15 protein-coding genes and 6 pseudogenes are annotated in these 26,360 nt (G+C 70.5%); 14 read left to right on the plus strand and 7 right to left on the minus strand.

Features of this window, described 5'->3' with window-relative positions; translation table 11 throughout:
• Positions 1–82 precede the first annotated feature (82 nt).
• The gene (locus tag ABTY04_RS36865) at positions 83–439 is read left to right on the plus strand and encodes a transposase (protein WP_352217808.1); all 357 of its coding nucleotides are present in this window, start codon (positions 83–85) and stop codon (positions 437–439) included.
• Here ABTY04_RS36865 and ABTY04_RS36870 read toward each other — a convergent pair.
• Both ABTY04_RS36870 and ABTY04_RS36875 read right to left on the minus strand, forming a co-directional pair.
• Entirely contained in the window at positions 387–632 is a 246-nt protein-coding gene (locus ABTY04_RS36870; protein WP_352217809.1) for a hypothetical protein, read from the minus strand. The two genes, ABTY04_RS36865 and ABTY04_RS36870, sit on opposite strands and share 53 nt — an antisense overlap.
• A gap of 24 nt (positions 633–656) precedes the next feature.
• Positions 657–1,259: a TetR/AcrR family transcriptional regulator gene (locus ABTY04_RS36875; protein WP_352217810.1), complete on the minus strand. Its 603-nt coding sequence runs from the start codon at positions 1,257–1,259 to the stop codon at positions 657–659.
• Positions 1,260–1,317: 58 nt separating this feature from the next.
• Here ABTY04_RS36875 and ABTY04_RS36880 point away from each other — a divergent pair, with 58 nt between their 5' ends.
• Positions 1,318–2,220 carry a haloalkane dehalogenase gene (locus tag ABTY04_RS36880; RefSeq protein ID WP_352217820.1) on the plus strand — a complete coding sequence of 301 codons (903 nt, stop codon included), beginning with the start codon at positions 1,318–1,320 and terminating at the stop codon, positions 2,218–2,220.
• Positions 2,221–2,427: 207 nt separating this feature from the next.
• On the opposite strand, the gene ABTY04_RS36890 is transcribed toward ABTY04_RS36880, so the two are convergent.
• Entirely contained in the window at positions 2,428–2,976 is a 549-nt protein-coding gene (locus ABTY04_RS36890; RefSeq protein ID WP_352217811.1) for a hypothetical protein, read from the minus strand.
• A gap of 1,038 nt (positions 2,977–4,014) precedes the next feature.
• Between ABTY04_RS36890 and ABTY04_RS36895 the strand changes: the two genes are divergently transcribed.
• Together ABTY04_RS36895 and ABTY04_RS36905 are read left to right on the plus strand one after the other, a co-directional pair.
• Complete coding sequence (locus ABTY04_RS36895; protein WP_352217812.1) at positions 4,015–5,331, plus strand: serine/threonine-protein kinase; 1,317 nt, start codon at positions 4,015–4,017, stop codon at positions 5,329–5,331.
• A 246-nt stretch (positions 5,332–5,577) separates the two neighbouring features.
• Positions 5,578–6,294, plus strand: a pseudogene (locus ABTY04_RS36905) (IS5 family transposase); the annotation flags it as partial.
• 728 nt (positions 6,295–7,022) lie between these two features.
• On the opposite strand, the pseudogene ABTY04_RS36910 reads toward ABTY04_RS36905, so the two are convergent.
• Positions 7,023–7,154: pseudogene (locus ABTY04_RS36910) on the minus strand (VOC family protein); the annotation flags it as partial.
• Positions 7,155–7,389: 235 nt separating this feature from the next.
• On the opposite strand from ABTY04_RS36910, the gene ABTY04_RS36915 reads away from it, so the two are divergent.
• Positions 7,390–9,822, plus strand: coding sequence for an Orn/Lys/Arg family decarboxylase (locus ABTY04_RS36915; protein WP_352217813.1), 2,433 nt, complete (start codon positions 7,390–7,392; stop codon positions 9,820–9,822).
• Between the two features lie 421 nt (positions 9,823–10,243).
• Positions 10,244–10,797, plus strand: a pseudogene (locus tag ABTY04_RS36920) (LuxR C-terminal-related transcriptional regulator); the annotation flags it as partial.
• A gap of 52 nt (positions 10,798–10,849) precedes the next feature.
• Here the strand turns inward: ABTY04_RS36920 and ABTY04_RS36925 are convergent.
• Positions 10,850–11,701, minus strand: coding sequence for a LysR family transcriptional regulator (locus ABTY04_RS36925; RefSeq protein WP_352217814.1), 852 nt, complete (start codon positions 11,699–11,701; stop codon positions 10,850–10,852).
• 151 nt (positions 11,702–11,852) lie between these two features.
• Here ABTY04_RS36925 and ABTY04_RS36930 point away from each other — a divergent pair.
• The 4 genes and pseudogenes from ABTY04_RS36930 to ABTY04_RS36945 all read left to right on the plus strand — a co-directional run.
• Positions 11,853–12,200, plus strand: a pseudogene (locus ABTY04_RS36930) (terpene synthase family protein); the annotation flags it as partial.
• A pseudogene (locus tag ABTY04_RS36935) lies at positions 12,119–12,910 on the plus strand (ISAzo13 family transposase); the annotation flags it as partial. The pseudogenes ABTY04_RS36930 and ABTY04_RS36935, both read left to right, overlap by 82 nt.
• Positions 12,911–13,494: 584 nt before the next feature.
• Positions 13,495–14,259 (plus strand): thioesterase II family protein, encoded by a 765-nt coding sequence (locus tag ABTY04_RS36940; protein WP_352217821.1) that lies wholly within the window; start codon positions 13,495–13,497, stop codon positions 14,257–14,259.
• Positions 14,260–14,472: 213 nt separating this feature from the next.
• Complete coding sequence (locus tag ABTY04_RS36945; protein WP_352217822.1) at positions 14,473–17,364, plus strand: helix-turn-helix transcriptional regulator; 2,892 nt, start codon at positions 14,473–14,475, stop codon at positions 17,362–17,364.
• A 96-nt stretch (positions 17,365–17,460) separates the two neighbouring features.
• Here the strand turns inward: ABTY04_RS36945 and ABTY04_RS36950 are convergent, their stop codons facing one another.
• Positions 17,461–18,093, minus strand: a complete 633-nt coding sequence (locus ABTY04_RS36950) for a response regulator (protein WP_352217815.1) — start codon at positions 18,091–18,093, stop codon at positions 17,461–17,463.
• Positions 18,086–19,384: a sensor histidine kinase gene (locus ABTY04_RS36955; protein ID WP_352217816.1), complete on the minus strand. Its 1,299-nt coding sequence runs from the start codon at positions 19,382–19,384 to the stop codon at positions 18,086–18,088. Before ABTY04_RS36955 ends, ABTY04_RS36950 begins: the two co-directional genes overlap by 8 nt.
• Before the next feature lie 167 nt (positions 19,385–19,551).
• Here ABTY04_RS36955 and ABTY04_RS36960 point away from each other — a divergent pair, with 167 nt between their 5' ends.
• From ABTY04_RS36960 to ABTY04_RS36975, 4 genes and pseudogenes are all read left to right on the plus strand, one after another.
• A complete protein-coding gene (locus tag ABTY04_RS36960) occupies positions 19,552–20,067 on the plus strand; it encodes a hypothetical protein (RefSeq protein ID WP_352217817.1) in 516 nt (171 codons plus the stop codon).
• Positions 20,068–20,098: 31 nt separating this feature from the next.
• On the plus strand, positions 20,099–20,599 hold the full coding sequence (locus ABTY04_RS36965) for a PH domain-containing protein (RefSeq protein ID WP_327387917.1): 501 nt from the start codon (positions 20,099–20,101) through the stop codon (positions 20,597–20,599).
• The gene (locus ABTY04_RS36970) at positions 20,596–22,149 is read left to right on the plus strand and encodes a PH domain-containing protein (protein WP_352217818.1); all 1,554 of its coding nucleotides are present in this window, start codon (positions 20,596–20,598) and stop codon (positions 22,147–22,149) included. Before ABTY04_RS36965 ends, ABTY04_RS36970 begins: the two co-directional genes overlap by 4 nt.
• A gap of 459 nt (positions 22,150–22,608) precedes the next feature.
• Positions 22,609–26,360: pseudogene (locus ABTY04_RS36975) on the plus strand (type I polyketide synthase); the annotation flags it as partial.

Consider the following 26,360-nt stretch of genomic DNA (forward strand, 5'->3'; position numbering starts at 1 on the left):
CCGGGCAGGGGTGGCACTGGCTCTTGGTGAACCGTGCCACGATCAGCGGGGCCGCGGTGGGCGAGGAGGTCGGGTAGGGGCCGTGCCAGCCCTGGACCGCGAGGCGGCCGTCGGCCTGCTGACCCGGCTACGGGCCCTGCACCGGGACATCTGCCTCGTATGGGCCGACGGCGGCTACACCGGCTCCCTCATCGACTGGGCCCGGCAGAAGCTTGCCCTGGCCCTGGAGATCGTGAAGCGCACCGACGATATGGAGGGGTTTGTGGTGCTGCCGAGGCGGTGGGTGGTCGAGCGCACCCTGAGCTGGTTGATGCACTCGCGGCGTCTGTGCCGGGACTACGAGACCCTGACCGCCACCAGCGAGGCGATGATTCAGTGGTCGGTGATCACGCGGATGAGCCGCCGCCTGGCGAGGCCACGAGCCTGCGGCCGGCACTGAACGCGCCTGACGCCTCCTGCAGCAACCACCCGCGCTCGGCCAGGCGTTTCGCCTTCGACCGCACTCCCTCGACCTTCGCCGCCACCGTCGCCTCGATCCCGAGGGCCGCCGCGATGTCCTTGGCCCGCATCTGCTCGTGGCCCGGCCGGTCCTGAAGCACGTTCAGGATCCGCTGGTTGTCCAGCGAGAGCACCGACACCGACAGCCCTGGCACACTTCAGGTCGAGGCTGTGCCACGGAGGTACGCGGCGAGAACGGCCCGGGGTGAAACGGTCGCGTTGACCGCTGTCCGGTGGAATACCAGCGAGTCGGTGAGGGCGATCAGTTCCTCGACATGCGCGTTCGAGCTGGGGAGTCCTGCCCTGGTGAGGGCCGACGCCGTCATCTGCCGGGTGATGGCGTGCACCTCGGAATCCGCCGTCAGCTTCGCTCGAGCATGCGGCTCGTCGTGGAGTTCGAGAATGAGAGCGTAACGGGCTCTCATATCGTCGCGGCGCGACGCGAGAGCCTCGACGAGTCCTGCGATCAGTGCGGCAAGCTCTTCGACATCGAGACTGCTTCCGGGCTCGAACCTCCCGTTCAAGACCGCGGCAAATTCTTCGGCGTCAGCCTTCGAACGGGCAGCGAGCGCGTCGACGATGAGTTCCACAAGCGCCAGCCGCGTCTTGGCGTGGTAGGAGGTCGATCCCTGCGGGATTCCCGCCTCACGGTCGACGGCTCGGTGCGTCAGAGCGCGAACACCGTCACGGGCGATGATCCGAATCCCGCTGCCGGCGATCGCCTCCCGCCGTTCACTGCCACTCGTCACATTCGAAGACACAAGTCGATACTACAGGTGTAGAGTCTCGATCGCGGCGACTCTACACTTGTAGCGGGTGATGGGTGTCGAACTGAAAGGCGTGGCAAAAGAAGAGGAGGGCTCAATGATCGACTTCGTTCCCAACCCGACCCTGTACCCCTTCGCATCACGATGGTTCGACTCGTCCGCCGGCCGGGTCCACTACATCGACGAGGGGACCGGGCCGCCGATCGTGTTCTGCCATGGCTCTCCCACCTGGAGTTTCCTCTATCGCCACATCGTGAAGGGCCTTCGCGGCCGCTACCGCTGCATCGCGGTCGACTACCTCGGCTTCGGCTTGTCCGAGCGCCCGGCCGGTTTCAGCTACACGATCGCAGAGCACACGGCAGTCCTAGGTGAGCTGATCGACCATCTGCAGCTCGATGACTTCGTCCTGATGGGACAGGACTGGGGTGGCCCCATCGGGCTCGGCGCGGCGACCACGCGAGCGGATCGCGTCAGGGGAATCGTGCTGGGCAACACCGCGTTCTGGCCCATCGAGCGGCTGGCGAACCGGGCATTCAGCGTGATCATGAGCAGCCGTCCCATGCAGCAGCGCATCCTCGAACGGAACCTTCTCGTAGAGCAGTTCCTGCTCGGCAGAACCGGCCCCACCCTGACAACGGCAGAGGCCGACCACTACCGCATGGCGCAACCGACGAAGGAAGCCCGGCACGGACTCACGGTCATGCCCAGAGAGATCCGCGCCGCTCGTCCCTTGCTGGAAGAACTCACCCAAGACGTGCCTGCCCGCCTCGGCGCCAAGCCCGCCCTCGCGATATGGGGCATGCGGGATATGGTGTTCCCGCCCAGAGCGTGTATCCCCCGGATCCGCTCCGCATTCACCCAACTCCACATCGTGGAACTCCGCCAGGCGAAACACTTCATCCAGGAAGAGGAACCCGATCAGATCACGGCAGCAATCATCCAACGATTCCCCTGAACCGCCACCGCCAGTAGCCGTATCTCAACCGATCATGGAACGTGCGGGTCGAACAGGTTTCCTGATGGGGTGATCTTCCGGCTGTACGCGCATGAGGGCAGGGCCTCTCGGTAGCTCGGGGATGCGGGTTGATGCACTCGCGGCGTCTGTGCCGGGACTACGAGACCCTGACCGCCACCAGCGAGGCGATGATTCAGTGGTCGATGATCACGCGGATGAGCCGCCGCCTGGCGAGGCCACGAGCCTGCGGTCGGCACTGAACGCGCCTGACGCCTCCTGCAGCAACCACCCGCGCTCGGCCAGGCGTTTCGCCTTCGACCGCACTCCCTCGACCTTCGCCGCCACCGTCGCCTCGATCCCGAGGGCCGCCGCGATGTCCTTGGCCCGCATCTGCTCGTGGCCCGGCCGGTCCTGAAGCACGTTCAGGATCCGCTGGTTGTCCAGCGAGAGCACCGACACCGACAGCCCCTCCCGCCAGGGCGGCACGATCGCTCCCGAAACCGACGCGGACGCAGGCCCGGGAACGGGAGTGGGCGCCGTTTCTCCCGCGTCCGCGGCTTCCGTCGCGGCAGTGGTCGCTTCGGCGGCTACGGCCAGGGCCTCGACGAGCTCTTCGCGTGCGATCACCCGCCGGTCCAGCTCGATCTCACCGGCCTCCAAAGCCGCAGCCGCACGGGCCGCCTCCTCCCGCAACACCGCCACCCCCTCACGGGCAGACGCTTCCCGCGCCTCCAGTAACCCCAGCATCGACGCCATCGCGCACCCCTCGACGAACAAGCAGAAGCAGAACGCCGAATGTCTCCCTCACCCCGACCGAGACCATGCCTGACCAGCAGGAATCAACCGATCACGTTCGGTTGAGATACGGCTTCTTAAACAGGACAGTCGATGACGTCAGTCAGTAAGTGAGTCAGACGCACCAGCAGAACCACCAGTCACATTCTCACTGTCAGTAAAGCGCGAGGCACGCCTTCGAAGAAGGGGAACGATGTCGCTCACCCCAGCGAATGCAAAGAGGTGGACCACGACGTCAAAGGTCCCCGCGGTACGGATTGATCTCCGAGAATGAGGCCCGAGTGTCTGCCAGGCGGTCAGGAAGGACCTCACCCTTACTTCAGAATGCTATCCCGCGCGCGCGTCGACCGCCCCTGGGAACGGACTGTGCGGGCGTCCGTCACCCCTGGTCACCTTTGATCGCATGGCGTTGATCACAGGCGTTCCATCCCGCTCAGGTCGAACAGACGAGAGACTTCTCCACTCGGCGGCCACCGCCGCCGACGTGCTCATCCTGGCCGACCTCGCGCCCTTCTCGCTACGCCGCGGAGGGCTACTGGGTGCTGTGAACGGGCGGCGCAGGCATCGTCCTGCTCGTCATGCTGTTATCGGGCCTGTTCACCAAGCGCACCGCCAAGACCCCACGGAAGAGTTGGGACCACCCTCGTCCATCTCCGCCGCCAACGCGTCGACCGTCAAAGTACCGCTCGACGGCGTACACACACCGACACCTCCAGTACCGGTCCGCGAGGCCCTGCGCACGGTGTGCCGGGGCTCCTCCGAGGCGCTGCTGCACACTGTTCGTGGACGACCGCGCTGAGCGATTGTCACGCGAAAACGGTCACGACGCACGTCCGGGCCGCCTCTTTAGCGAGGGGCGGCGGTGAGAAGCGGCATCCGAGCGCCGAGTGCGAGCGCGCAGATGCCGTGTCATTGAAGCCCGCTGCATGAGTCCGTAGCCTCGGATCCCGGCCACCTCACGCGGGATCGGACCGGCAACGGGCGGAAGGGCGGGCGAGGTTGACAGGGCAGGCGCAGCCGGGCAGGGCGATCGGGGGGCGCTACCGGCTCGTCGGTCCCCTGGGGTCCGGAGGGTTCGGACGGGTGTGGAGGGCGCACGACGAGGCGCTGGACGTGGAGGTGGCGGTCAAGGAGGTCTGGTTGCCGCAGCAGGCCGGCTCGGAGCACGAACAGGAAGAACGGCTGGCCCGTGCGGCACGAGAGGCCCGCAACGCGGCGAAGCTGCGCGACAAGGCGCACATCGTCGCCGTACACGACGTGGTGGTCGAGGAGGGCACTCCCTGGATCGTGATGCGCCTCGTGGAAGGGTGCTCCCTGAGCGAGTACCTGCGGGTGGAGGGCAGGATGCCGGCCGCGCGCGTGGCGAAGGTGGCCACCGCACTGCTCAAGGCCCTGAAGGCGGCCCACGCGGCGGGGATCGTGCACCGTGACCTCAAGCCGGCGAACGTGATGCTGACCCCGGACGGGGACGTGCTGCTCACCGACTTCGGCATCGCCGTCCACCTGACCGACACGAGACTCACCGTGACCGGCGGGGTCGTCGGCTCGGCCGAGTACATGGCCCCGGAGAGGCTCAACGGGGGTGAGGACCAAGGCGCCGGCGATCTCTTCTCGCTGGGCGCCACCCTGTACGAGGCGGTGGAGGGCACCTCGCCCTTCCGGCGCGACACCCCGACCGCCACGTTCGCGGCGCTGGCACTGCACGATCCCCCACCACCGCAAGGCGGCGACACCCCGCTGGCGTCGCTGATCACCGCCCTCCTCGCGAAGAGGCCCGGAGACCGGCCCACCCTCGGGCAAGCCCTCTCCCTGGCCGCCGCCGCCCCTCACAGCGGCCGGTACCACGAAGACGGCAGCGATCTGCTGCGCTGGAACGGCACCGGCTGGGACACCTACCGACGGGCCGACAGCCTGACCTGGACGCCGTACACGCCGGCCTGGTCGGGTCTGGCCGCACTCGGCTCGTCCGTCCCGGGCGGCCGGTACGCACGGATCGGCGACACCGTCCTGTACGTCGCCGAGCTGACCTGGGGCCCCGGAAGCAAGCTCGGTTCCGGCGAGGTCAAGGCGTCCTTGCCGCTCGCGGCGGCGGGAGTCGGCAGCACCGAGTGGGGCTGGCAGGGCACCGGTCGCTACCGCGACGGCACCCGCGGCACGTGGAAGGGACTCACTCCCGTCATCGCGCACGGCGGCAGTGTCGCCACGGTCTTCGCATGCCGCCCGAGGGACGGCGGCTGGGTGCCCCCGGGCCGGATCCCCTACACCTGGGCGGCCGGCGCGCACATGCGGATCCAGGGCGAGTACGAAACGGCCTGAGGCGCGGGCCGCGAGCGGCGGGGACGGCGAGAGCCGTCACCAGCTCGGGGAATCGGTTCGCTCCTACTGCTGGTCGGTCAGGGAGGCGACCGGGGCAGGCTTGCCGATGACCGCGACGGCGGTGAAGAAGTTGATCTGGCCGATCGCGAGGTGAGGGTGGCCAGGGCCTTGTCGTCGTAGTGCTTCGCCATCTCGGCGTACAGCTCGTCGGTGACCCGCTCCGCTGAAGAGGATGCGCTTCCCCGACCTTCGCGCGGCCGCCCCCGACGTGCTGGCCACCGCCCGGGCCCAGCGCTGGGACCCCGCCGAGGCCACCAAGCGCAACCCCCGCAAGCAGGCCAACCTGCCCACCGGCAAGACCTTCGAGTCCTGGGACGAGGAGGTCTCCTCGATCCCGGCGCCCATGCAGCACGCGCTGATGACCCTCACGACGCCGGGCTCCTCGATCTGTCCCGAGCCGTCCTCGACTCCGCCCACGTGCAGGCTAAAAAAGGGGGCGAACTCACAGGTCCGAGCCCCGTGGACCGGGGCAAGCCGGGCTTCAGGATGCACGTCCTGTCGGACGCGGCCGGACTGCCACTCGTCGTCGGTGTCCCGGCCGCCAACACCCATGACAGCCAAGCGTTGAAGCACATGGTGCTCGGTCACCAAACGGGACACGACCCCCACCGCGGCCGCCACTTCAAACCTCAGCGGCTGCACGCCGACAAGGCGTACGACATACCTGAACTGCGGAAATGGCTCCGCGGCAAACGGATCGGCGTCCGCATCGCCCGCAAGGGAATCGAGTCCTCTGAACGACTCGGGCGCCGCAGGTGGGTGATCGAGCGGACCATGTCCTGGCTGACCGGCTACCGCCGACTCAACCACCGCTGCGAGCGCCATCCCCGCAACTACCTGGCCTTTCTCGGGCTAGCAGCCGCCATCTGCTGCTACAAGCGACTCGCCCGCCTCACCACATAGGACACGGTCTAAGAGGGGAGCGGCTTCAAAAACGCGTGGGCGGAACAGCGGGAAGACACGAAGTCATTTGGTCAGGCGTATTTCGTACATTCACCCGATAGTGATGAAGTTCCTGGGAGTCGAACACACGCGATCACGGATCCAGAAGGGTTCCGTCTTCCCTGCCCGTCTCGTCTCCAGCTCGTGCTCGTGCTCGTACTCGGCCCGGCGGAGTGCGGTGTGGGGGTGCATCCCGGTCGCCTCAGAGAGTACCGGGCCGGGAAGAGCCGCTGAGGGACTGGGTGGATGCGCGTGGGTTGCGGGCCGTAGCCGGTGCTGTTCGGCGAGTCCGCGAAGGAGTTCGGCAGGTTCTGGGGCCCCTGCCTCGGGATGGCGGGGACGGTGAGCTCGCGGGTGAGTCGAGGGCTGGTGGTCCGCTTCAGAAAGTAGGCGATCAGGCAGCGACGTTGACCGACGGCTCCCGCGATGCAGTTGTCGATGTGCTCCGGGGGCGAGGTCGGTGAGACGTATCGGTCACGCGCGTCCGCCGACCGGGTAGGCGGTCACGGACCCGGTGGGCAGGCCGAAGGCGTGCCGGGGTAAGCCCACGGGAGGGGCAGGCTTACCCGGCGGGCGTGGCTTGAAGTCCTGCGCCGGTTCCGGGTCCACCCCGGCAGCAGAGGGCAGTCGGCTGCCGGTGTAAGGCGTTCCTGCCGCTGCGCGGTTCGTTTCCCGTCTTTCTGGCGCCGTTGCTCGGCCAGTCCGACGATGATGCCTTCCGGGCTGCGGACGTGGCAGAGCAGATAGCCGTCCTCGAACCGGGTGATCCCGCGGACCAGTTCGGCGCCGTGAGGGCGCAAGCGGTCAACAGTGTCCGCAACTTGCTGAGGCCTCTGCTTCGAGGCGGGTGGTGTCGGGGACGGGGGCGCATGCTCCGTGTCAAGTCTGATGCAGGTGTGTCTTCGTGCGGGTGAACCAGCCCGCAAAGATCGCCGGTGGCGTCGGGACACGAATCAGACTGGACGCACCCCGCATGTGCTGGCTCGGCCGGATGCCGGGTGAGTTCCTGCCCTTGCCTGACAGGGGCACCCTGTGTGTGGAAAGGCGGACGGATTCATGGCGAACGGCACGGTACTGCTGGCACTGCGTCAGGACCCACTCGGCGGCGGGGTCAGCGCCGAGCAGGTGCGTCGGATCGGCAAAGAACTGGAGAACCGGGGCCTGGAGCTGCGGCGGGCTGCTGACGCGCGTGATGCGCGGGCGATGCTGCAGACGGAGTCGGGTATTGCGGCTGCAGTCGTGGCCTGGGACCTGCCACGCCCGCCCGCCGCCGCCCGCGCCGAGAACGCGCGCGAGTCCTCCGGAGCACCACGCCCTGCCACAGGGGTAGCGGTGTCCGACCGCGGCGACGCCGGCGGGACTCGGGCGGAACTGCCCACCGGCGGGGCGGAGGTCCTGGACCGGATCCGTCACCGCTTCAAGGACCTGCCCGTTTTCCTGCTGATGACCGACAGTTCCGACCACGACTTGGAGCACCTGCCGCTGTGGGTGTCGGAGACCGTCGTCGGCTACATCTGGCCGCTGGAGGACACCCCCGCCTTCATCGCGGGCCGGGTCGCGACGGCCGCCCACACCTATCTGAGGGAGGTCCTGCCCCCGTTCTTCCGCACCCTCAAACGCTTCGACGACGCGCACGAGTACTCCTGGCACACCCCCGCCCACTCCGGCGGGGTCGCGTTCTTGAAGTCCCCGGCCGGGCGGGCATTCTTCGACTACTACGGTGAGCGGCTCTTCCGTACGGACCTGTCGATCTCCGTCGGCGAGCTCGGATCACTCTACGAGCACAGTGGGCCCATCGGCGAGGCCGAACGCAACGCCGCCCGCGTCTTCGGCGCCGAGCGCACCTACTTCGTGCTGCACGGCGACTCCACCTGCAACCGCATGGTGGGCCATTACAGCGTCACCGCCGACGAGATCGCCCTGGTCGACCGCAACTGCCACAAGTCAGTCCTGCACGGCCTGGTCGTCTCGGGCGCCCGTCCCGTCTACCTCGTGCCCACCCGAAACGGCTACGGACTCGCCGGACCCGTACCCCCCACCGCCACGACCCGGGCCGCGGTCGCCGCCCGCATCACGGCCAACCCACTCACCGCCGGAGCCCTCTCCTCCCAGGCGGAGTACGCGGTCGTCACCAACTCCACCTACGACGGCCTGTGCTACGACACCGTGGCCACCGCCAGCGCCCTCGCACCCAGCACCCCCCGCCTCCACTTCGACGAGGCGTGGTTCGCCTACGCCCGCTTCCACCCCCTCTACAAGGGGCGCTACGGCATGGCCGTGACCGCCGACACCCTTCCCACCCGCGACCGGCCGACCGTGTTCGCCACCCACTCCACCCACAAACTCCTCGCTGCGCTGTCCCAGTGCGCCATGGTCCACGTACGGCCCGCGCCCCGGGCGCCCGTGGAGCACGACCGCTTCAACGAGGCGTTCATGATGCACGGCACCACCTCCGCGTTCTACCCCGCCATCGCCTCCCTCGACGTGGCCACCGCGATGATGGACGGCCCCCAGGGCCACTGGCTGATCGACGAAGCAGTCACCGAGGCGATCCGCTTCCGCCAGGCCGTCGTCCGCACCGGGCGCCGCATGTCCGCCGCCGCGGACCGCCCGGACTGGTTCTTCGGTGTCTGGCAGCCCGACCACGTCACCGACCCCACCACAGGCACCCGCATCCCCTTCGCCGACGCCCCCGCCACCCTCCTCACCACCGAACCGGCCTGTTGGCAGCTCGAACCCGGCGCCCCCTGGCACGGCTTCCGGGATCTCACCGACGGCTACTGCCTCCTCGACCCCGTCAAGGTCACACTCACCTGCCCCGGCGTCACCGCCACCGGACAGACCCAGCCCTGGGGCATCCCTGCCCGCATCCTCACCGAATACCTGGCCACCCGCGGCATCGTCGTCGAGAAGACCGACAGCTACACCACCCTCATCCTCTTCTCCATGGGCATCACGAAGGGCAAGTGGGGCACCCTCATGGACGCCCTGATGGACTTCAAGGCCCTCTATGACGCCGACGCGCCCCTCGACCGGGTCCTGCCCGCCCTCACCGAACGCCACCGGGCCCGCTATCGCAACACCACCCTGCGTGAACTGTGCGCGCAGATGCACGAGCACCTCACCCGCGGCGCGTTCATCAACGCCCTCGACGAGGCCTTCCACACCCTGCCCGAACCCGTCCACCCGCCCCGGCACTGTTACCAGCAGCTCATCCGCGGCGGCACCGAACGCCTGCGCCTGGCCGACGCCGCACACCGGATCGCGGCCGCCATGGTGACCGTGACCCCGCCCGGCATCCCGGTCCTCATGCCCGGCGAATCCCTCGGTACCCCCGACGGCCCCCTCCTTCGCTACCTCACCGCCCTCGAAGCCTTCGACCGAGCCTTCCCCGGCTTCGGCAGCGAAGCCCACGGCGTCACCACCGACCCCGACACGGGCGACTACCTCATCGAATGCCTCCGCGCACCGCAGACACGACCCCAGTAGCGGCAGCGCCCCGTTACGTCAGGCCCACCCCAGACAGGCGGACGGGTGCGCTCCTACCGGCGCCCCGGTCCCATCCAGGTGCCGGATCGCTCGGCGTCGCCAGGCCGAGGACGCCCAGGCCTGACCCGACCGGCGCTCTGCCGTGTTCCCGGTGCCCGGCGGGGGAGCGTCTGCCGGGGACTGCACCGGGTTTGTCGGAGAGGGCGCTGGCCTGGTTGGCGAGGACGTCCGCGAGGCCGAGCGGTGCCCCCTCGTACCTGATGGCGGTCGCTGCTCGCCGTACCCGTACCCGCGTTCCCGTGGGCGCAGCGGGACGCCGCCGTCAAGGACGGCGTCCTGGCCCTGGTGCTCACCCTGCTGGCCTTCGTGCCGACCCTGTCGAACACCGGGGCGCAGCTGGGCGATCTGCCTGGGCGGCCGGCGGACGGCCCGACGGCTGTGCCCCGACGTGGTGGTGATGGACATCCGGATGCCCCTCCTCGACGGCATCGAGGCGACCCTGCGGCTGGCCGGCCCGGACGCCGTGGCACCGCCAAGGTGCTGGTCGTCACCACGTTCAACGTTGACTCGTACGTCTACGATGCCTTCCAGGCCGGAGCGAGCGGCTTCCTCCTCAAGAACGCGCCTTTGGCGGAGCCAGTAGGCGGTATCCGCACGGTCGCCTGGGGCGAATCGCTGCTGGCGCCCGCCGTCACCCGCTCGCTCATCGGCCACTTCGCCGAACGCCTGCGCCCCGCCGACACCTCCCGGTCGGCCAGGGAAGACCCCGTGCGCGCGCTGACTCCCCGCGAGCTGGACGTTCTCGTACGGATCGCCGAGGGGCTTTCGAACGCGGAGATCGCCACGGCACTGTTCGGCACGCCCGAGACCGTCAAGACGTACGTGTCGCGGATCCTGGCGAGACTCGGCCTGCGCGACCGTGTACAGGCCGTTGTCCTCGCCTACTGGGTAGGGCTGGTGTCCGGCACGGCCTGAGGGACGCGGTCGCCCGCGCGTTCGGGACGGGCTCGAGCCGGCCGGGAGGCGCTCAGTGGCGATAGGCGGCCGTCGCGATCCGGACGAACGAGCGGATCAGCGGGTTCGGGTCGCCCGTGTTCCATGCCGCAACCACGCGGCTCGGAGCCATGTCCGTCAGTGGTACGACGGCCAACTCCTCGCGTGGATTGTGCCCGAGCGGAGTCATTCCGACCGTGCCGTTCCAGAGCACGGCTTGCAGGCATTCCTGGACTGCGCGTACGACCGGGCCCTCGCGGGGCTCGCCGCTGTTCCAGTACGACTGCCAGAGCGGGTCGGTGCCGTCCGGGAACTGGAACCAGCGGCGGTCGGCCAGGTCGGCCAGCGCCAGACGCTTGCGGCGGGCCAGCGGATCGTCGGCGCGGAGTACCGCTCCCACCGGGTCGGCGCGCAGCTCCTGCACCGTGAGGCCGGTCTCGTCGAAGGGTGCGCGGGTCAGGGCGACGTCGACGAGTCCGGCGCGCAGCCCGCAGGTCGGGTCGGTCAGGTCGGCTTCGCGGATGCGGACCTCGACGCCGGGATACTGTCGGCGGTACGTGGCGGCCAGCCGCGTCGCGCCCCGGTCGGTGGTGTCGCCCAGGATGCCGACGGTGATGGTTGCCGCGCCGGCCGCAGCGGCTACGCGCTGGCGTACCAGGTCGGCCTGGGCGAGGAGGTTGCGCGCGTCGTCCAGGAGTGCCGCCCCGGCGGGGGTAAGGGTGACGCCCGTGGGGGAGCGGTGCAGGAGTACGGCACCGAGGTCGGTCTCAAGCTGCTTGATCGCCCGGCTCAGCGGCGGCTGGCTCATGTGCAGTCGGGTGGCGGCACGGCCGAAGTGGAGTTCCTCGGCGACGGCCACGAAGTAGCGCAGCGTGCGTAGCTCCATGCTGTGACGATACCCGTACGGTAGGGGAAGGGGGCACTTCGGCCGGCGGGTTTGGTCGGGGGCCCGTCCGAGTCCAGGACCGAGCAGGAGTTGCTGGACTGGGCGCGGGGCTGGGGGTTGGCAGGGGGGCCGCAGGCCGAGGCACGCTTTGGTGCAGCCCGGTTCACGGACCTGCCGCGGTGGTGTAGCCGGGGGTCTCGGATCCGCTGGTCCACGCGCGCGGATCGCCTGGCTGTTCGTCCTCGACGGCCACTTCGAGGAGGGGGCGGCTCCGGAGCAGGAGTCCGACACCTCGGCAGGCGTGCTTCGGTTCATGCCGCTGGGTCACGCCGGCCGGCCCGCGGAGCCCGCGTCCTCGTTCACGGCCGCGCTGGCGGAGCTCTGGCCGGAGCTCCGCGAGGGCATGGGGCAGGAGTTGTGCGCCCGCTTCCGCCGCCACACGGATGCCTACGTGCGCTCGTACCACTCGGAGCTGGCCGGTGCCCGGGGCGGGCGCGCCCCCGAGCTGGCGGAGTACGTCGCGCTGCGGCGGGACAGCGGGGCGGTGGAGACCTGGCTGGGGGGACGAGCTGGAGTCCGCTGGGCCGGGTACGACGGCCCGGCGGCGGCCGCAAGCGTGCCATCGATCTGGACCCCGCGCTGCCGGCGCTGGTCGAGCCCGATGAGCGCGGCGATCCGATGTCCCCGCTGCGCTGGACCACCAAGTCCACCCGCAATCTCGCCGACCAGCTCACCCGGCAGGGGCACCGGATCTCGGCGGACACCGTCGGAGAGCTGCTGCGCGAGGAGGGCTTCAGCCTGCAAGGCAACGCCAAGACTATCGAGGGACGCCAACACGTCGACCGAGATGCCCAGTTCGGCTGCATCAACGCGCAGGCCAAGCAGCACCTGGCCGCCGGGGATCCGGTGGTCGGTGTGGACACGAAGAAGAAGGAACTCGTCGGCGCTTACAAGAACGGCGGCCGCGAGTGGGAACGCGCCGGCCGGCCTGTCGCGGCTTCCACCCACGACTTTCCCGACAAGGAACTGGGCAAGGCGATCCCGTATGGGATCTACGATCTGGCCGCGAACACCGGCTGGGTGAACGTGGTCACCGACCACGACACTGCCGCGTTCGCGGTCGAGTCGATCAGGCGTTGGCGGCACGGCGCCGGGCACACCGCCCACCCCGGCGCCCGTCGGCTGCTGATCACCGCGGACGCCGGCGGGGTGACCACCCGGTTCTCAGGCAGGCCGACACCGCGCACCGAACCGCCCACGGCCTGGAGGCCTGCCCCCTCACGGTGCGCCCGGGAGCGACCAGCATGCGGTGGACATGGCCTTCGGCCCGGCCGAGGCCCATGTCGAGCGGTTCACCTTCGCCGCGAAGGCGCCGGCCGACCAACCCCATGAAGAGCTTTCGGTGGCGGTGGTGGTGTGCGCGCCTGGTGTGGGCGCCGGCCTCGCCCACACCAGGCAGGGCCTGGCACGGGTCTTCCGCGCCACGAGGGGAGGCTCTACCGCACGAACACGCCGAGCCTCCGCCAACTACGGCCGCGACAAGAGAGGAACAGACTACCCGGAGACAATGGACGAAGGCTGGTACGACACGTCAACAGACTCCCACCCGCAGAGACCTACTGGACCCACAGAGCCAACGAAGAGATCAATAGGGGTCCGAGGTAGGGGTACTGGCGGCATTGACGCTCTGCTAGACATGGAGACGACGGAACGTGCGTACGGAAGTGGCGAAAGGGTTCGAGCCTTCGAACTTGCATGCCACTTCCGCACCGGAACAGGGAGTCTTCATCCCCTTGATCGACAAACAGAATGCCGACGGCTGGATCCGCCGCTATCACGCCGCGGACGAAAGCCCGATCCGACTGGTCTGCCTGCCGCACGCCGGCGGATCTGCCTCCTTCTATTTCCCGATGTCCCAGGCGCTTGCCCCGGCGGTGGACGTCCTCTCCGTCCAGTACCCCGGACGCCAGGACCGCCGGCACGAGCCGGGGATCACCGACATCGGCGTCTACGCCGACGCGCTGACCAGCGCACTTCTCCCCTGGGTGGACCGCCCGCTGGCCCTTTTCGGCCACAGCATGGGCGCCGCCCTCGCCTTCGAGGTGACGCGCAGGCTGGAACGCGACCACGGCATCACCCCCGTCCGTGTCTTCGCCTCCGGCCGCCGTTCACCGTCGAGTTTCCGCCACGAAACCGTGCATCTGCGCGATGACGACGGCATCGTGGCCGAAATGCGGGAACTCAGCGGAACCCAGGCCGCGATTCTCGGCAACGAAGAGATCCTGCGCATGGTGCTCCCCGCCATCCGGAGCGACTACACCGCGATCGAGAACTACCGCGCCACACCGCAGGACACGGTGAACACCTCCATCACCGTCCTGACCGGAGAGTCCGACCCCCGGACCAGCGGCGAGGAAGCGGAAGCCTGGGAAGGGCACACCCTCGGCGGATTCGACATCCACCGTTTCCCCGGCGGGCATTTCTTCCTCGCCCAACATCAGTCGCAGATCCTGAAGATCGTTTCTGAGGAGCTCGCAGCGGCCACCCGGAAGGGCTGAGCCGCCCGCCGGGAGGCCGCACGACCGGCGGCCGACCCGGCAGCGAACGGACGAGACGGGCCCGAGGCAGGGCCGGAGAGCCCTCCCCGCACCGGAGGAACCGACCCCGCCCCGAGGGCCCACCCCGCCCGCGAGGCGGGCTCAAGGAGGCGCGACGCAGTGCAGTGCAGGGCAAGTTCAGACACTCAGGGGGAAGGGAACGCAGTGGTGGCAATGCTCGTCGAGCGCGAGAAGCAGTGGGAGACACTGAACGACTTGCTCGGCAGCGCCCGGCGGGGCCGCGGACGCGTCGCCGTCATCAGCGGGCCCATCGCCGCGGGCAAGACGACCCTGCTGGAACACTTCACCGAACAGGCCATCGCGGACGGGGCTTTGGTCCTGGAGGCCGCCGGCTCCCGCGCGGAACGCTACCTTCCCTTCGGTATCCTGCGCCGCATCCTCGACAGCGCCGCCCCCCTGGAGCCCGGCGTCCACGCCGAGGCCACCGCCCTGCTCGACAGCCTGGGCACCCCGACGACGGACACCCGGGACCCGGCAACCGGAACGGCCGGCGGCGGCGTCGAGGCCGGGATGCGGATCCTCCCGTACGTCTGCGCCTCGCTCCTGCGGATCGCCCGCGACCGTACCGTCGTCATCGCCGTCGACGACGTCCACCACGGCGACGAACTCTCCCGCGCGTTCCTGCTGTGCCTCGCCCGAAGGGTCCGGCAGGCCGGCGTCCTCATCGTCCTCACCGAGGCCGTACGGCTGCTGCCCGCCCAGCTCGCCTTCCACGCCGAACTGCAGCGCCAGCCCAACTGCACCAGCATCCGGCTGCCCTTGCTCAGCGCGGACGGAACCGGACGCATGCTGGCCGGCCGCTTCTCCACCGCCGCCGCCCAGCGCGTCACCGCCGACTGCCACGAGACTACCGGCGGAAACCCGCTGCTCATCAAGGCGTTACTGGAGGACGGCGTCGCGGCCCTCGGCGACGGCGAGCCGTTCCAGCCGCTCGCCCCGGCCGAGACCTTCGAACGTGCCGTACTGGACTGCCTCCACCGGGGCGACCCCGAAATGCTGGCCGTCGCCCGCGGCATCGCTGTCCTCGGCGACGCCTGCCCGCCCCTCCTGCTCAGCAGCATCACCGACGTCCACATCAAGACCTCCGAACTGGCCGTCCAGGACCTGGGACGCTGCGGAATCCTGCGCGGCGGTGCCTTCCGCGAGGCCGCGACCCGCGCCGCGGTGCTGGCCGCGACCCCACCCGGGGCGCTGTCCGTGCTCCACCAGCGGGCCGCGCGACTGCTTCACCAGGAAGGGGCCGCCGCCCTCGACGTCGCCCGCCACCTGCTCGCCGCAGGCAAGCAGGTGGAGGAGTGGGCGATCCCCGTCCTCCAGGAGGCCGCCGAGTACGCCCTCGTCGAGAACGACCCCGAACTCGCCCTGCGCTGCGGGGAACTGGCCGTCGACTCCAGCCCCGAGGGGCCCTGCCGCACCGCGCTGAAATCCCGCTTGGTCAGCATCGTCTGGCGCAGCAGCCCCGTCGCCGCCGAAGGCCACCTGCGCCAGCTGTCCCGGGAGTTCTGCGCCGGCCGGCTCACCGACCGCGACCTCCTCCACGCCGTGACCTGCCTGGCCTGGATGGGCGAGGCCCGGCATACGGGCGAAGCCGTCCGCCGCCTGCAGACCGCCGCCCAGGAGGCACTGGAAGCCGGGCAGCCCTTCGCCTACGAAACGGGCACCCTCGCCGCCGCACAGAGCTGGCTCTCGCTCGTCAGCCCCCCGGTCCGCGAGGTGTTCGCGACCGCCGGGCCCGCGCACCCCTCCCGGCCCGGTGACCCGCGTACGCCCGCCGCCGTGGGCGCCGCCTCCTACGACATGCCCGACGACGCCCACATCCCGGCCGTCGAGGCCATGCGCACCGCTCTGCGCGGTGGCCAGGGCGAAGCGGCCGTCGCCGGGGCCACCCGGGTGCTCCAGCGCTACCATCTCAGCGACCGCACCCTCACCCCCCTCGTCATCGCCGCCCTCACCCTCGTCTACGCCGGCCGCCTCGACCTCGCGCTCACCTGGACCGACCGGCTCCTCGGCGAGTGCTCCGCCCGCAACGCGCCGACCTGGCAGGCGGCGCTCGGCGTGGTCCGGGCCGAGGTCGCCCTGCGCCAGGGCGACCTGCCGGGCGCGGCCGCCCAGGCCCGCCAGGCCATGTCCCTGATATCGGTGCAGTGCTGGGGCGTCGGCATCGCGCTGCCGCTGGCCATCCTCATCGACGCCGAGACCCGGATGGGCAACCTCGACGAGGCGATGAGCCTGCTCGAACAGCCGGTGCCCGAGATGATGCTGGAGACCCAGGTCGGACTCCACTACCTGCGGGCCCGCGGCCGCTGCCACCTCGCCACCGGCCGCTACCACGCCGCCCTGCGCGACTTCCTCACCTGCGGGGAACTGATGCAGGCCTGGGGCATGGACGCCGTGGAACTGGCGCCCTGGCGGCTGGACGCCGCCGAGGCGTGGCTGGCCATCGGCAACATGCCACGTGCCCGCGAGTACGTGGAGCAGCAGCGGCAGCGCGAAGCGGGCCCGGCCGGAAGCCGGCCGCGCGGCGCCCTGCTGTACGCGCTCGCCCGTACCAGCGGTGACCTCACATACCGTCTCAAGCGCCTCACCGAGTCCGTGGAGGCCCTGGAACAGGGCGAGGACCGGCTCCAGCTGGCCAGTGCGTTGGGGGAGCTGGGCAGCGGCTACCGCGCGGCCGGGGACTTCAACCGGGCCCGGATGCTCGTACGCAAGGCCTGGCACGTCGCCAAGTCCTGCGGGGCGCAGCCGCTGTGCCAGGAGTTCACCCCCGGGCAGGGCGACGGCGAGGCCGTCGCCGCGCCGGCCGGGCGCGAGGCCGAACCGGCCCGGGAGGCGGATGCGCTGTCCGAGTCGCTCTCGGAGGCCGAGGCACGCGTGGCGCTCCTCGCGGCGCGCGGCCACACCAACCGGGAGATCGCCACGAAGCTGTACGTGACCGTCTCGACAGTCGAGCAGCACCTGACGCGGATCTACCGCAAACTGAAGGTCAAGCGGCGCCGGGACCTGCCCGCCCGGCTGTGGGACCTGAGCCTGCCCGGCATCGCCTGAGCCGCGTTCCGGGGCCGACGGGCCCGGCCCCGGTAGCGGTGTCCCCGGTTACCCGCGGACGCGGATACCGGGGACACCGGGGTGCCCCGGCACCTCTCAGGACAGCAGGCCCCGTTCCAGGGCCGTCATCACCGCCGCCGTGCGGTCCGACACCGACAGCTTCTTGAACGACCGCAGCAGGTGCGTCTTGACCGTCGCCTCGCTGATGAACAGCCGGCGTCCGATGTCCGCATTGGTCATGCCCTGCCTGACCAACTGCAGCACCTCGCACTCCCGCTCGGACAGCACCGGAGCCTCCACCACCCGGGCCCGGAACAGCTTCGGCGCCAGCGACGGCGTCAGCACCGTCTCACCGCGCGCCGCCGCCTTCACCGCCTGCACCAGTTCCTCGCGGGAGCTGCCCTTGAGCAGGTAGCCCGCCGCGCCCGCCTCCACCGCGCGCAGGATGTCCGCGTCGTCCTCGTACGTGGTCACGATGACCACCCTGCTGCGCGGCGACTCCCGCAGGATGTGCCCGGTAGCGGCCACCCCGTCCATCGTGCCCATCCGCAGGTCGAGCAGGACGATGTCCGGCCTCAGCCGCGCGGCCTGCAGCACCGCCTCCTCGCCGGAGCCGGCCTGCCCCACCACCCGGATGCCCTCGTCCAGCTCCAGCATGGCGCTCAGGCCCTCCCGGACCACCGGGTGGTCATCGGCGAGCAGCACCCCGATCGGTTCGTGCTCACTCATCGGCCGACCCCTGTTCCACCGGGGCGAGCGGCACCGTCACCTCGATGACCGTGCCCGCCCCCGGGCTGCTGCTGACCTGTGCCATTCCGCCGATCTCCTCCACCCGGGCGCGCATCCCGCGCAGCCCGAAACCGTTCCGCTCGCCGTCCGGCTCGCGCTCCGGCGCGCCGTCTCCCGGCTCCTGGTCCCGCGGCCCCGCGCCGGCCCGGAAACCCGCGCCGTCGTCACGTACCACGAGCCGCACCGCCTCCGGTGCGTACGCCACCAGTACGTCCACCCTACGGGCGTCTGTCGCGTGCTTGCGCACGTTGGCGAACGCCTCCTGCGCCGAGCGCAGCAGCACCACGCTGACCGCCATCGGCAGCGGCTGCTCCTCGCCGCGGGCCGTGCACCGCACCGCCAGCGCCGTCTCCTCCATCAGCAGGTCGGCCTGCCGGCGTACAGCCTGCACCAGCGAGCTCTCCCGCAGCGACGGCGGGGTCAGCGCGGAGACGAAACCGCGGGCCTCGGCCAGGCTGTCCTGGGCGACCCGGCCGGCCAGCCCGAGCCGGGACCGCGCCCGCTCGGGGTTGTCCACCACCTCCGACTCGGCCGCCTGCACCAGGCTGATGATGCTGGTCAGGCTCTGCGCCAGGGTGTCGTGGATCTCGCGGGCCAGCCGCTCGCGCTCGGCCGAGATGCCGGCCTGGTGCGACAGCCGGGCCTCGCGCTCCCGGCTGTGCTGCAACTCGTTGATCAGCTCGCCCCGGTCGGTGCTCTGCCGCACCACCCGGGTGATCCACAGGCCGAGCAGGATCGACACGCCGATGCCGAGCAGCGAGATGGGCAGCACCGACAGGATGTGCGGATCGAACTCCCCGCCCCGCAGCCACACCACCGTCACCGGCCACAGGTTGGCCAGCACGACCAACACGATCGCGGGCGGCATCGACAGGCTCATCATGAGCATGGGGACCACCGCGAACAGCGCGAAGGAGCCTGCGAGATCGAGCATGCTGGCCGAGGCGAACAACAGCAGGAGCCCGGCGGAGAAGACGATGTTCCGCCGGCCCGGCGTCCGGTGGACCATCAGCCTCCGGCCGAGCCCCGCGTACCAGGGCACGATCAGGGTCAGCGCACCGATGGCGAGGGCCCGGTGGGCCTGGCTTTCCACCGAGGTGAACAGGAAGATGACGGTGACGAGGTAGGAGACGGCGAAATAGCCGTCCCACAGACCGAACCAGCGGCTCCCCGAGTCGGGACCGTAGTTCGCGGCCGTCCGCGGGACCTCAGGCTGAGTGTCTATGTGCACGGAACCAGTCCTACCACGAGCTTCGCCGGTGTCCGTCGATCGGTTGACAGCGGCTCCCACCGATCGGTCGTCCCACCGACCGGGCCGCCCCGCCTACGTTGGAACCAGCGGAAGGAAGACCGCGACAACGGAGTTCGAGACACTGCGGAAAGGGCGGGTTCGCTCACGTGGGGCAGTTCACGACGGCACTCATCACCTGCGGAACGATCCTGGCCGTCATCCTCGCGACCGACACCGGCAACCGGCGCATCACCGCCCTGAGGATCGCCGGCCCCACACTGGTGGCCGTCCTCGTCACCGGCGCGTGCGTACACTCCTTTCCGACGGCGGGCAACGACACGTCGCTGCACCTCGCCGCCATCGGTGTAGGGGTCATCTGCGGACTCGTCGCGAGCTCCCCGCTCAGCGCCCACCGGGCCCCCGCGGGCGACATCCGCAGCACCGGCGGGTTCGGCCAGGCGGCGGTCTGGGTCTTCCTCTCCGGAGTCCAGATCCTCTTCGCCTACGGCTGCGAGCACTGGTTCGGCGCGCGCATCAACCGCTTCACCACCGACTACCAGCTCAGCGGCAGCGAGGTCCTCGTGAGCTCTCTCGCCCTGATGTCCCTGTCGATGGTGACGGCCCGGGCAGCCGTCCTCCTGTCCCGGCTGCGTGCCGTACAGACCGCGACGATCCCGCGATGATTCAAGATCCTTCAGGAACCAGGGTGAAGCAGTGCTAGACAACCAAGAACTGAGGCTCCGTCCGCCTCGCAACCGCGTCGAGAGCCGCGCCATCGGCTGGTGGACCCTCCAGTCGTCCCTGTTCGCCCTGCCGCTCCCGCTCGTGTTCGGCGTGCTCTGGCTCACCATCTCGCCGGCGCGCTTCGTCTTCGGCCCCCTCTTCCTCGTCGCGCTCGTCCCCGGACTCCTCTACATGGGCGTCATGCCCATCTGGCGCTACCGGGTGCACCGCTGGGAGATGACCGACGAGGCCGTGTACGCCGCCTCGGGATGGCTCTGGCAGCGGTGGCGGGTCGTCCCCCTGTCCCGCGTCCAGACCGTCGACATGCTCCGGGGCCCGCTCCAGCAGCTCTTCAGTCTCTCCGGGATCACCGTCACCAGCGCCTCCTCCGCCGGCGCCGTGAAGATCAAGGGACTCGACCACCGGACCGCCACGGAACTCGTGGAGCAGCTGACCCGGTCCACCCAGGCCGTACCGGGAGACGCCACGTGACACCGGACACCGCGGTACGACGACACCAGGACGACGCCGACCACGAAGGATGGGGACGGCTCAACCCCCGCCTGTTCCTGGTCAACCTGAGCGTGGTGGCCACACCGCTGGCCACCTTCAGCGCCACCACCGTCATCACCGGCGGCGAGATCAACCTCCAGGTCCTGATCACCTTCGCCTCGTTCCTCATCACCTGCCTCGTCATCTCCGGCATCAGCACGATGCGCCTGGTCACCACCCGGTACCGCGTCACCGACGACCGGGTGGAGCTCCACAAGGGATGGTTCTTCCGCAGCGAGCGCTCGATCCCCGTCGACCGCATCCGCAGCGTCGACCTGACCGCCAACCCCCTCCACCGGGTCTTCGGCCTCACCTCCCTGAAGGTCGCCACCGGCGACCAGGCCTCCTCCGGCGGCGGCTTGTCCCTGGACGGCCTCAGCGCCCGCGACGCCGACGCGCTGCGCCGTCAGCTGAGCGAACTGCGCCACGCCCGCCAGGGCCTGGAGACCGCCGACCTCGACACCGACGCCACCCTCGCCGAACTCGACTGGGCGTGGCTGCGGTACGCGCCGCTGACCCTCTGGGGCGTCGGCGGTGTCTTCATCGCCGTCGGCAGCGTCTACCGCACGCTGCACGAGATGAAGATCGACCCCCTGGAACTCGGCATCGTCAAGGACATCGAGGACCGCTTCGGCTCCGTGCCGCTCTGGTACGGCATCCTCGTGACCCTCCTCGCCATCGTCGTGCTCGGCGTCGCCGGCTCGACGGCCACCTTCATAGAGGGCTGGGGCGGCTACCGCCTCGACCGCCCCGAGACCGGCCTGCTCCGCGTCCGCCGCGGCCTGCTGATCACCCGCTCCGTCGGCATCGAGGAACAGCGGCTGCGCGGCGTCGAGGTGGCCGAACCCCTGCTGCTGCGCTGGGCCGGAGGCGCCCGCCTGAAGGCCGTTGCCAGCGGCCTCGGCGACGAGGACGAGAACAGCAGCCGCAGCCGGCTCACCCCGCCCGTACCGCTGGCCCTGGCCCGCCGGATCGCCGCCGACGTCCTCGGTGAGAGCGTGTCCCCGACGACCGCAGCGGAGCTCGCGCCGCACCCCCGCGCCGCCCTGCGCCGCAGGATCAACCGCGCCCTGACCTGGTCCGTCCTGCTCGCTGCGCCCTTCGTCGGCCTCGGCCTGTGGCTCACACCGGTACTCGTGCACACCGGCTGGATCGCTGCGGTCGTCCTGTTCGCCGCCGGTGTGGCCTTCGCCTTCGACGCCTACCGCAACCTCGGCCACGCCGTCCACGGCCCCTACCTGGTCACCCGGGCCGGCACCTTCACCCGCCGCACCGCCGCCGTCCAGCGGGACGGGATCATCGGCTGGTCCATCACCCGCTCGGTCTTCCAGCGCCGCGCCGGCCTGCTCACCCTGGGAGCCGCCACCGCAGCCGGAATCGGCGTCTACAAGGTCCGCGACGTACGCGTCGGCGAAGGCCTCGCCTTCGCCGAGGAAGTGGTGCCCGGCCTGCTCGCCCCGTTTATCGAACGGGTGCCCGCCGGCCGCTGACTCCCTGAAACCAACTGGCACACCCCCGGGAGACGGAGGGGCGGTCCTGACGACCGCCCCTCCGTCTCCATACGTACGGCCCGCCCGGTCCGGAGATACCACTCCGGATCCCACCCGGATTCAAACAACAGAATCCTTGCAATTGCCTGTACGTCGAGGGCATTATGATTGATCGCGCTCGCAGAATGACGACGCCTTCCACAGGGCCACCCCATAGGGGCCCCTAGGGGAGCGTTAGGGGTTTCTGCGGAGGCTCTCCCGTGCCAGGGTCAACTCTGGTCTTAGGTTTCTCTGCACGGAGTGATGGAGCGCGCGATGTTGAACGATTCCCAGGATTTCGCTGCCGAAATCGACGGCGCCTCCGAGGCCGGCGAAACCCAGAGCGAATCCGAATCCGGCAGCGCCGACAGCGCTGCGGACGGCATCGCGCAAGACACCACTGACGACACCACCGACAACGGCGATCAGTGGCGCGAGCGCCTCGCCGGGCTCACCGCGAACGAACAGCACACCGCGCTGCTCGACTGGGTGTCCTCCCTGGTCACCGCCTCTCTGCGGGACACCGCACCCGCCACCCTCGACCCGCACCGCTCCTTCCTCGACCTCGGCTTCGACTCTCTCGCCGCCGTCGACCTGCACGCCCGCCTCGTCGCCGGCACGGGCCTGCGCCTGCCCGTCACCCTGGCCTTCGACCACCCCACCCCCGCCCACCTCGCCCGCCGGATCCACGCCCTGCTCCTGGGCCTGACCACCCCTGCCGAGGCACCCGTCACCGCCGCCGTCAGCAGCGACGAACCGATCGCCATCGTCGGTATCGGGTGCCGCTTCCCCGGCGACGTGCATTCCCCCGAAGCGCTCTGGGAACTCATCTCCGCAGGCGTCGACGCTATTTCCGAATTCCCCACCGGGCGCGGCTGGAACCTCGATTCGCTCTACGACCCGGACCCCGACCGGGCCGGCACCACGTACGCCCGCGAAGGTGGATTCCTCCACGACGCCGACGAATTCGACGCCGCGTTCTTCGGGATCTCCCCGCGCGAAGCGCTCGCCATGGACCCCCAGCAGCGCCTGCTCCTCGAAACCTCCTGGGAGGCGTTCGACCGGGCCGGCCTCGACCCCGCCGGACTCCGCGGCGGCCAGGTCGGCGTGTTCGTCGGCGCGGAGACCCAGGAATACGGACCCCGGCTCGAGGACGCCGCCGACGGATTCGAGGGCTACCTCGTCACCGGCAACGCCGCGAGCGTCGCCTCCGGCCGCATCGCCTACACCTTCGGCTTCGAAGGCCCCACCGTCACCGTCGACACCGCCTGCTCCTCCTCGCTGGCCGCCCTGCACCTCGCCGTCCAGGCCCTGCGCAGCGGCGAGTGCTCCCTCGCGCTCGCCGGCGGCGTCGCGATCATGGCCAGCCCCGGCTCGTTCGTCTCCTTCAGCCGCCAGCGCGGCCTCGCCCCCGACGGCCGCTGCAAGCCCTTCGCGGCGGGCGCCGACGGAACGGCGTGGGGCGAGGGCGCCGGCATGCTGCTCGTGGAACGCCTCTCCGACGCGCGCGCCAACGGCCACCACGTCCTCGCCGTCGTCCGCGGCACCGCCATCAACCAGGACGGCGCCAGCAACGGCCTGACCGCGCCCAGCGGCCCCGCCCAGCAGCGCGTCATCCGCCAGGCACTGGCCAACGCCCGCCTGACGTCCGCCGACGTGGACGTGGTCGAGGCGCACGGTACGGGGACGCGGCTCGGCGACCCGATCGAGGCGCAGGCCCTCCTCGCCACGTACGGCCAGGACCGCCCGGCGGACCGGCCGCTGTGGCTCGGCTCCCTGAAGTCGAACATCGGACACACCCAGGCCGCCGCCGGCGTCGCCGGCGTCATCAAGATGGTCATGGCGATGCGCCACGGTGTGCTGCCCAAGACCCTGCACGTCGACGCGCCGACCCCGCACGTCGACTGGCAGGCCGGAGCCGTCTCCCTCCTCACCGAGGCCGTCGCCTGGCCGACGTCCGACGCCCCGCGCCGCGCGGGCGTCTCCTCCTTCGGCATGAGCGGCACCAACGCCCACGCCATCATCGAGGAGCCGCCGTCCGAGGAGCGCACGGAGGACGGCGCGCAGGACGTGGCGGACCAGCCGTCCGCCACGGCGGGCTCGCAGGAACCGGGGGACGAGGCCGCCGGCCCGCTGCCCGGCCCGCTGCCCTGGGCGCTGTCCGCCAAGACCCCGGAAGCTCTGCGCGCCACGGCCCGGCGCCTCGGCGACTGGCTCGACGCCAACCCGGATGCCACACCCCTCGACATCGGCCACTCCCTCGCCGCCACCCGCGGCCGCTTCGAACACCGGGCCGTCGTCCTCGGCGACGACCGCACCGCCCTCCAGCGTGCCCTGCACACCCTCGCCGACGGATCCGACGCCCCCGCCGTCGTCCAGGGAGCCCCCGCCGCGGGACGCCTCGCCGTCCTGTTCACCGGCCAGGGCAGCCAGCGACTGGCCATGGGCCGCGAACTGTACGAGACCCACCCGGTGTTCGCCGACGCCCTCGACGACGCCGCCTGGTACCTCGACGAACAGCTCGAACACCCGTTGCTCGACGTCCTGTTCGCCGACGAGGACACCCCCGAGGCCGCCCTCCTCCACCAGACCGCCTACACCCAGCCGGCCCTGTTCGCGGTCGAGGTGGCGCTGTTCCGGCTGGTGGAGTCGTGGGGTGTGAAGCCGGCGTTCGTGGCCGGTCACTCGGTGGGTGAGATCGCGGCCGCGCATGTTGCCGGGGTGTTCTCGCTGGAGGACGCATGTGCGCTGGTGGCGGCGCGTGGTCGTCTGATGCAGGCGCTGCCGGCCGGTGGCGTGATGATCGCTGTGCAGGCGTCGGAGGACGAGGTCCTGCCGCTGCTGACCGAGCGGGTGAGTATCGCGGCGGTCAACGGCCCGCAGGCCGTTGTGGTCGCGGGTGACGAGGACGCGGCCGTCGCGGTCGCGGAGGCCTTCGAGGCACAGGGCCGCAAGTCCAAGCGGCTGGCGGTCAGCCACGCGTTCCACTCGCCGCACATGGACGGCATGCTCGACGAGTTCCGCCGGGTGGCGCAGGTCCTGACCTACGGCACGCTCACCCTGCCCGTCGTCTCCCTCCTCACCGGGACCACCGCCACCGCCTCCGAGCTGGCCACCCCCGAACACTGGGTCCGGCACGTCCGCGAGGCCGTCCGCTTCCTCGACGGCGTACGCACCCTCCGCGCGCGCGGCGTCGACTCCTTCCTGGAGCTCGGCCCCGACCCCGTCCTCACCGCCATGGCTCCGGACTGCCTGGTCGCCGACCCGGAGGACTCCGCCACCCCCGCCTTCGCCGCCGCGCTGCGCGCCGGCCGCCCCGAGAACGTCACGCTGCTCGACGCCGTCGCCCGCATGTTCGTCCGGGGCGCGGAGGTCGACTGGGCCGCCTGCTTCGCCGGTACGGGCGCGGAGCGCGTGGACCTGCCGACGTACGCGTTCCAGCGGCAGCGCTACTGGATGAACGCCCGCACCCCCGCCGCCGAGTGGGCAACGGCGCCCGCGCACCGGGCCGACCCGGCTGACAGTGCCTTCTGGGACGCGGTCGAGCACGAGGACGTGGCCGCGCTCGCCGCCGCGCTCGAACTGGACGCGGACGGCGAACAACCGCTGAGCGAAGTCGTACCTGCCCTGTCGGCATGGCGCCGGCGGGTGCGGACGCAGTCCGAGGTGGATGGCTGGCGTTACCGGGTGTCGTGGAAGCCGCTGACCGTGTCGGGCGGGGCGGTGTTGGGCGGCGAGTGGGTTGTCGTCGCCCGCGAGGACGAGTCATTGGCCGCGGTTGTGGCGGGTGCGCTGGCCGGGCGTGGCGCTGCGGTTCGGCGGGTTGTTGTCGAGCCGGGTATGGACCGTGCTGCTCTGGCTGGGTTGTTGTCCGGTGTGGGTGCCGCCGCTGGTGTGGTGTCGTTGCTGGCGCTGGATGAGGCTTCCGGTGTTGTGCCGACGGTGGGTCTGGTGCAGGCGTTGGGTGATGCCGGGGTGGAGGTGCCGTTGTGGTGCCTGACCCGTGGTGCGGTGAGTGTGGGCCGTTCGGATCGTCTGGTGTCGGCTGTTCAGGCGCAGGTGTGGGGTCTGGGGCGTGTGGCGGCTTTGGAGGTTCCCGGGCGTTGGGGTGGTCTGGTTGACCTGCCTGAGGTGTGGGATGGGCGGGCTATGGCCCGTCTGGTGGGTGTGCT

The organism is Streptomyces sp. NPDC097981, assembly GCF_040302565.1.
GTDB lineage: Bacteria > Actinomycetota > Actinomycetes > Streptomycetales > Streptomycetaceae > Streptomyces.

What these genes read in the sequence shown, in the direction of transcription:
- ABTY04_RS36925 (WP_352217814.1), bottom strand. Translation starts at nt 11,701, where the DNA reads ATGGAGCTACGCACGCTGCGCTACTTCGTGGCCGTCGCCGAGGAACTC.
- ABTY04_RS36880 (WP_352217820.1), top strand. Translation starts at nt 1,318, where the DNA reads ATGGGTGTCGAACTGAAAGGCGTGGCAAAAGAAGAGGAGGGCTCAATG.
- ABTY04_RS36945 (WP_352217822.1), top strand. Translation starts at nt 14,473, where the DNA reads ATGCTCGTCGAGCGCGAGAAGCAGTGGGAGACACTGAACGACTTGCTC.
- ABTY04_RS36890 (WP_352217811.1), bottom strand. Translation starts at nt 2,976, where the DNA reads ATGGCGTCGATGCTGGGGTTACTGGAGGCGCGGGAAGCGTCTGCCCGT.
- ABTY04_RS36950 (WP_352217815.1), bottom strand. Translation starts at nt 18,093, where the DNA reads ATGAGTGAGCACGAACCGATCGGGGTGCTGCTCGCCGATGACCACCCG.
- ABTY04_RS36915 (WP_352217813.1), top strand. Translation starts at nt 7,390, where the DNA reads ATGGCGAACGGCACGGTACTGCTGGCACTGCGTCAGGACCCACTCGGC.